The sequence below is a fragment of the Bradyrhizobium sp. SUTN9-2 genome, from assembly GCF_003122645.1.
GTDB classification, from domain to species: Bacteria; Pseudomonadota; Alphaproteobacteria; order Rhizobiales; family Xanthobacteraceae; genus Bradyrhizobium; species Bradyrhizobium yuanmingense.
This window is the reverse complement of record NZ_LAXE01000001.1, coordinates 7,496,419-7,502,418: the sequence shown is the minus strand read 5'-3', so window position 1 is coordinate 7,502,418 and position 6,000 is coordinate 7,496,419. Positions and strand designations below refer to the sequence as shown.

At 63.8% G+C, this 6,000-nt stretch carries 6 protein-coding genes and 1 pseudogene; 3 read left to right on the top strand and 4 right to left on the bottom strand.

All coding sequences use genetic code 11. From position 1 onward, the window contains the following. Positions 1 to 97 precede the first annotated feature (97 nt). The 3 genes from XF30_RS34735 (at position 98) to XF30_RS34725 (ending at position 2,595) form a co-directional block, all read left to right on the top strand. Complete coding sequence (locus XF30_RS34735) at positions 98 to 463, top strand: response regulator (RefSeq protein ID WP_007600538.1); 366 nt, start codon at positions 98 to 100, stop codon at positions 461 to 463. 75 nt (positions 464 to 538) lie between these two features. Beyond that, positions 539 to 1,726 carry a protein-glutamate methylesterase/protein-glutamine glutaminase gene (locus XF30_RS34730; RefSeq protein WP_036011891.1) on the top strand — a complete coding sequence of 396 codons (1,188 nt, stop codon included), beginning with the start codon at positions 539 to 541 and terminating at the stop codon, positions 1,724 to 1,726. Continuing rightward, positions 1,723 to 2,595, top strand: a complete 873-nt coding sequence (locus tag XF30_RS34725) for a CheR family methyltransferase (protein ID WP_036011888.1) — start codon at positions 1,723 to 1,725, stop codon at positions 2,593 to 2,595. The genes XF30_RS34730 and XF30_RS34725 overlap by 4 nt, the downstream gene beginning before the upstream one ends. A gap of 158 nt (positions 2,596 to 2,753) precedes the next feature. On the opposite strand, the gene XF30_RS34720 is transcribed toward XF30_RS34725, so the two are convergent. The 4 genes and pseudogenes from XF30_RS34720 to ctrA form a co-directional block, all read right to left on the bottom strand. After that, on the bottom strand, positions 2,754 to 3,914 hold the full coding sequence (locus XF30_RS34720) for a glutathionylspermidine synthase family protein (protein ID WP_036011885.1): 1,161 nt from the start codon (positions 3,912 to 3,914) through the stop codon (positions 2,754 to 2,756). Between the two features lie 3 nt (positions 3,915 to 3,917). Continuing rightward, the gene (locus XF30_RS34715; protein WP_109145207.1) at positions 3,918 to 4,286 is read right to left on the bottom strand and encodes a hypothetical protein; all 369 of its coding nucleotides are present in this window, start codon (positions 4,284 to 4,286) and stop codon (positions 3,918 to 3,920) included. Position 4,287: 1 nt separating this feature from the next. Continuing rightward, positions 4,288 to 4,691: pseudogene (locus XF30_RS34710) on the bottom strand (DUF350 domain-containing protein). Between the two features lie 164 nt (positions 4,692 to 4,855). Further along, positions 4,856 to 5,557, bottom strand: a complete 702-nt coding sequence (gene ctrA, locus XF30_RS34705; RefSeq protein WP_016848562.1) for a response regulator transcription factor CtrA — start codon at positions 5,555 to 5,557, stop codon at positions 4,856 to 4,858. Between the last annotated feature and the right edge of the window lie 443 nt (positions 5,558 to 6,000).

Here is a 6,000-nt window from a genome sequence, read left to right as displayed (position 1 = left end):
CGCCCGAGATGATGGCGGCCTGATACGGCGGCATTGCCGCCGAGGGACTTGCGATTGGAAGTGCCCCCGCAAAGGGGGGAAGGAAGCAGAGGTTCACATGCGAACTTGTCTCGTCGTTGATGATTCCAGCGTCATCCGAAAGGTTGCGCGCCGGATCCTGGAGGGGCTCGACTTCCAAATCCTCGAAGCCGAGGACGGTGAGAAGGCGCTGGAGGCCTGCAAGCGCGGCCTGCCGGACGCGGTGCTGCTCGACTGGAACATGCCGGTCATGGATGGCTACGAGTTCCTCGGCCATCTCAGGCGCATGCCCGGCGGCGACCAGCCCAAGGTGGTGTTCTGCACCACCGAGAACGACGTCGCGCATATCGCGCGCGCTCTGCACGCCGGCGCCAACGAATACATCATGAAGCCGTTCGACAAGGACATCGTGACGGCGAAATTTCAGGAAGTCGGCCTGATCTGAGCGATCTCCCGGAGGCTGAACGGATCCTTCGGCGCTTGTTTTCAACTGAACCGTTTCAGTCTGAGTTGGTGTGTAATGAGTGTTGCGTTCGCAGGTAATTCGACCACGAGCACGTCGCGCGAAACCGGGCCGCTGCGGGTGATGATCGTCGACGACTCGGTCGTCATCCGCGGTCTGATCTCGCGCTGGATTGGTGCCGAGCACGACATGGAGGTCGCGGCCTCGCTGCGCACCGGGCTCGAGGCGGTCAACCAGCTCGACCGCATCAATCCCGATGTTGCCGTGCTCGACATCGAAATGCCCGAGCTCGATGGCCTCTCGGCGCTGCCGCAACTGCTCGCCAAGAAGCGCGATCTCGTCATCATCATGGCTTCCACCCTGACCCGCCGCAACGCGGAGATCAGCTTCAAGGCGTTGTCGCTCGGCGCAGCCGACTACATTCCCAAGCCGGAATCGACGCGTGAGGCGTCGGCCGCGGACATTTTCCATCACGACCTGATCCAGAAGATCCGCCATCTCGGCGCGCGGCTGCGTCGCAAGTCTGCGGTTGCGAGTCCGCCGCTGGCGCCGGCGAGCCCGGCTCCCGTCGCGCGCAGTCCTGTCGCGCGGCCTGCCGCGCCTGCGCCCGCTCCGGCCCCCTCGTCAGGCTCGGTGTCAACGCGTCCGTTCTCGACCCAGGCGCCCAAGGTGCTGTTGATCGGCTCCTCGACCGGCGGTCCTCAGGCGCTGATGTCGCTCGTCACCGAGCTCGGCGCCGTGATCGATCGCTTCCCGGTGCTGATCACCCAGCACATGCCGCCGACCTTCACCACCATCCTGGCCGAGCATCTGGCGCGCTCGAGCCGCCGGCCGGCGGCCGAGGCGGTCGACGGCGAGCCGGTCAAGCCGGGACGGATCTACCTCGCACCGGGCGGCAAGCACATGCGCGTCACGCGCAGCGGCGCCGATCCTGTGATCGCGCTCGACGACGGCCCCGCCGTCAATTTCTGCAAGCCTGCGGTCGATCCGCTCTTCACCTCCGCCATCGACGTCTGGCACGGCAACATCCTCTCGGTGATCCTGACCGGCATGGGCTCGGACGGCATGCGCGGCGGCAAGGACATCGTCGCGGCCGGCGGCAGCGTGATTGCGCAGGACGAAGCCTCCAGCGTGGTCTGGGGCATGCCCGGCGCGGCGGCCAATGCCGGCATCTGCGCGGCGATCCTGCCGCTCAACCAGATCGGCGCCAAGGTCAACCGCCTGTTCGCTGGAGACCGCTCGTGACGCCCGCAGATTACGACTATCTGCGCAAGTTCCTGAAAGAGCGCTCCGGTCTCGATCTCTCCGCCGACAAGCAATATCTGGTCGAGAGCCGGCTGCTGCCGCTCGCCCGCAAGGCAAGCGTTCCCGGCATCCCCGACCTCGTCCTGAAGATCAGGAACGGCGACGGCCGGCTTGCGACCGACGTGGTCGAAGCGATGACCACCAACGAGACGTTCTTCTACCGCGACAAGATTCCGTTCGATCACCTGCGCGACACCATCCTGCCGGGCCTGATCCAGGCGCGCGCGGCGCGCAAGTCGCTTCGCATCTGGTCGGCGGCCGCCTCGACCGGGCAGGAGCCCTATTCGATCGCGATGTGCGTGAAGGAGATGGGCGCGGCGCTCGCGGGGTGGCGCATCGAGATCGTCGCCACCGATCTGTCGCAGGAGGTGCTGGAGAAATCCAAGGCGGGCCTCTACAGCCAGTTCGAGGTGCAGCGCGGCCTGCCGATCCAGCATCTGGTGAAATACTTCACGCAAACCGGCGAGCTCTGGCAGCTCAACGCCGACATTCGCGCCATGGTGCAGTTCCGCCAGCTCAATCTGCTGCAGGACTTCTCCCATCTCGGCACGTTCGACGTGATCTTCTGCCGCAACGTGCTGATCTATTTCGACCAGGACACCAAGGCGGTGATTTTCGAGCGCATGGCGAAGGCAATGGAAGCCGACGGCACGCTGCTGCTGGGCGCTGCCGAATCCGTCGTCGGCATCACCGATGCATTCCGCCCGATCGCCGATCGCCGCGGCCTCTATCAGCTCAACCCCGCGCGCTCCGGCCGTCCGATGGGCGGATTGATGCCGCAGCCGCTGAAGGTCGCCGCGGCGAGATGAAGTTCTCTTTGTCATTCCGGGGCCGCGCATAAGCGCGGAGCCCGGAATCCATAACCACAGGCCATCGAAATAGGCAGGCGGTTAGACCAGGGCCATTTCATCCGACTGTGGTTATGGATTCCGGGCTCGCGACTTTGTCGCGCCCCGGAATGACAAAATCACAAAATCGCATGCGGCAAGAACCGCGAGCGGTTGCCCGTGATCGGGCTCTCGTCCTCGCGGATCGATATCCCGCAGGGCTCGTGGTTCACCAGCCAGCTTCCGATCACCGGATAGCAGCCCGAAAAGTTCGGCAGCGGTGCCAGCGCCTGACGTACGAAACCTTCGGCGCCGTACGGCCCCGTCTGCTCGTCGAGCGGCATGCCGCCGGAGACCAGCGTGACATTGGCGCCTTCGCGCGACAGCAGCGGCTTGCGCACATAGGACGTGCCGAGCTCGGCGGCGCGCGGATCGTCCTCGAAGAAGGCCGGCAGCAGATTGGGATGGTTCGGAAACATCTCCCAGAGCAGCGGCAAGATGCCCTTGTTGGAGAGCACCGCCTTCCACGGCGGCTCGATCCAGCGCGTTGGCGCATCCTTCAGCTTTGCGCCGAAGGCGTCCTGGAACATCCATTCCCAGGGATAGAGCTTGAAGGCGAGCGCGATGTCGTTCTCGCCGAGATCGACGAAGCCGCCGGCCTCATCGCGCCAGCCGACCTGCTCGATGTCGAGCAGCGTCGTCGAGAGTCCGGCCTGGCGCGCGGTGTCTTCGAGATAAGCGAGCGTGCCGGCGTCCTCTTCGTTGCCGGTGATCCCTGTGAGATGGACGTGACGGCTCCCAGCGATCTCCTTCCATGCCGCGATCAGCCGCTCGTGGATGGAGTTGAATTGGTCGGCACGCGAGGGGATGACGCGGCGTTCGATCGCCTGTTCGAGCCAGGTCCATTGGAACACCGCGGCCTCGAAGATCGAGGTCGGCGTGTCCGCGTTGTATTCGAGCAGCTTTGCCGGCGACTTGCCGTCGAACCTCAGATCGAGCCGGCCGTAGAGGCTGCGGTCGTCGCGCTTCCAGCTCTCGACGATCAGGCCCCAGAACGCTTCCGGAATCTTCAGCCGTCGCAAGGAACGCTCGTCGCCGATAACGCGGCCGGCGAGTTCCAGGCACATCGCGTCGATCTCGCCGGTCGGCGCCTCGATGCCTCGCTCGATCTCCTCCAGCGTAAAGCCATAATAGGCGCGCTCGTCCCAATAGCGCTCGCCGTCGATGGTGTGGAAGACGAAGCCGCATCGTGCGGCGGTCTCCCGCCAGTCGTCGCGCTCGAGGCAGGTGATGCGCTGCATGGATCAGCCGCCGCCCGAGAAGCCGTGGCCGAACGAGCCGAAGCCGCCGCGGCTCACGCTGCTATGGCTGACATTGGACGACGTTCCCGACGAGGAATCGCCGCTGAACAAGCTCGATCGCGACGACCAGCGCGAACTGCTGCCGCCCGACGAACTGCTGCTGCTCGTGCAGGTCGTGGTCGTCTGCCCCGGCACGGCGCCGGGCGTGGGCTCGCAGTTCTGCCGCGGCATCAAGGTATAGGCCGTGGTGCCGACGGCGATCGTGCCCATCACCAGCAGCGCGACGTGGCCGGAGCGCTTCACCGGCGGTCGCGGCGGCTCGGCGACTGGCCGGCGCTTGCCGAACTCCTTCTTGGCGGGTTTGTCGGCCATGTCAGTAGATCATGCTGGCGGCGTTCAGCAGGCCCGCGGCGAGCGAGGACAGGCCGAGCCAGATCGCCGGGGCAACTCGCCGTCATCGATGCGCCTCGACAAGTCCGGCACCGGAACCTTGACGAGATAGAACACGATGACCTGCACGATCAGCGCGATCGTCGCCCAGATCAGGCAGTCCAGCACGTTGGCCGAATGCGCGATGGCGCTGACCAGCGGCGCCACGAAGCCGAGCAGGCTGAGCCCAAGCGCGATCGCCGCGGCCGGCTGGTTGTCGCGAATGAGCTGGAATTCGTTATGCGCCGTGATGCGGGTGTAGACGAACAGATAGGCCACGATCACGATCAGCCCGGTGCAGAAATAGACCAGGAAGGCGGGCAGGCCGGCGAGTGATTGCAGGATCATCGTTCCCCCATCGTGCAGCGACCATTCGTCGGCAGGGGAAGGCTAGGGGTTCAAACGTTAAGCTTCTAATGAAGCGTCCCCCCAAAAACGAAAACCCCGCCATTTGCGGCGGGGTCCAGGCTGGGAGGAGCGAGCCTGACTGGGCTCGCGACGTAACCCAGGGATCAGGCGGGGATGCGCTCGTCGGCCTCGTGCGGCTCGCGCAGCACGTAGCCGCGGCCCCAGACGGTCTCGATGAAGTTGCGGCCCTCGGAGGCGTTGGCGAGCTTCTTGCGGAGCTTGCAAATGAAGACGTCGATGATCTTCAGTTCGGGCTCGTCCATGCCGCCATAGAGGTGGTTGAGGAACATTTCCTTGGTGAGGGTCGTGCCTTTGCGGAGCGAGAGCAGCTCCAGCATCTGATATTCCTTGCCGGTCAGATGCACGCGCTGACCGCCGACTTCCACCGTCTTGGTGTCGAGGTTGACGACGAGGTCGCCGGTCTGGATGACCGACTGGGCATGGCCCTTGGAGCGGCGCACGATGGCGTGGATGCGGGCCACCAGCTCGTCCTTGTGGAAGGGCTTGGTCATGTAGTCGTCGGCGCCGACGCCGAGACCCTTGACCTTGTCCTCGATGCCGGCGAGGCCGGAGAGGATCAGAATCGGTGTCTTGATCTTGGAGACCCGGAGCTGCTTGAGCACATCGTAGCCGGACATGTCGGGCAGGTTGAGGTCGAGGAGAATAATGTCGTAATCGTATAGTTTACCGAGATCGACGCCTTCTTCCCCCAAATCGGTCGTGTAGACGTTGAAGCTCTCCGACTTCAGCATCAGCTCGATCGACTGCGCGACGGCGCTGTCATCTTCAATCAGCAAAACGCGCATGCCAGTTCCCCATAGTCGCCGCTCCTGGGCGTCAGGTCGGCCGCATTCGCGGCACTCAACAAAACGCCTTTGAACAACTGATTCGGATCCTGACAACAGATGGTTAACAAAGTCTGATTCTGGAACGCAAGTCCCCCCGGTGCAATTTTTGTCGAATCGCCCTAAGGTCTTGCGTACGAAGCAGCTTTCGTTACCCGATTCCGTTCAAGCTCCACTTTAAGAGACGGGCCTAACCGACTCCCGCGACTCAGCCTTCTTCTGAAGGGGAGGCACGCTCAGTCTCAAAGACAGTGACGCAATGATTAATGATGCGGGTAAACACGAAGTTAAGCGCCGTTCAGAAATATGGCGAAACTTAAGGTTTTCACCGTGATGTCCCGGGATCACCGAAGGCGACCATCTCATGAGGACCCTCATATGAAGGTGCGCTGCTGATGAAGGCC

Excerpts from the sequence above, each read along its gene's own strand:
- ctrA (WP_016848562.1), bottom strand. The coding sequence starts at position 5,557 with ATGCGCGTTTTGCTGATTGAAGATGACAGCGCCGTCGCGCAGTCGATC.
- XF30_RS34730 (WP_036011891.1), top strand. The coding sequence starts at position 539 with ATGAGTGTTGCGTTCGCAGGTAATTCGACCACGAGCACGTCGCGCGAA.
- XF30_RS34720 (WP_036011885.1), bottom strand. The coding sequence starts at position 3,914 with ATGCAGCGCATCACCTGCCTCGAGCGCGACGACTGGCGGGAGACCGCC.
- XF30_RS34735 (WP_007600538.1), top strand. The coding sequence starts at position 98 with ATGCGAACTTGTCTCGTCGTTGATGATTCCAGCGTCATCCGAAAGGTT.
- XF30_RS34715 (WP_109145207.1), bottom strand. The coding sequence starts at position 4,286 with ATGGCCGACAAACCCGCCAAGAAGGAGTTCGGCAAGCGCCGGCCAGTC.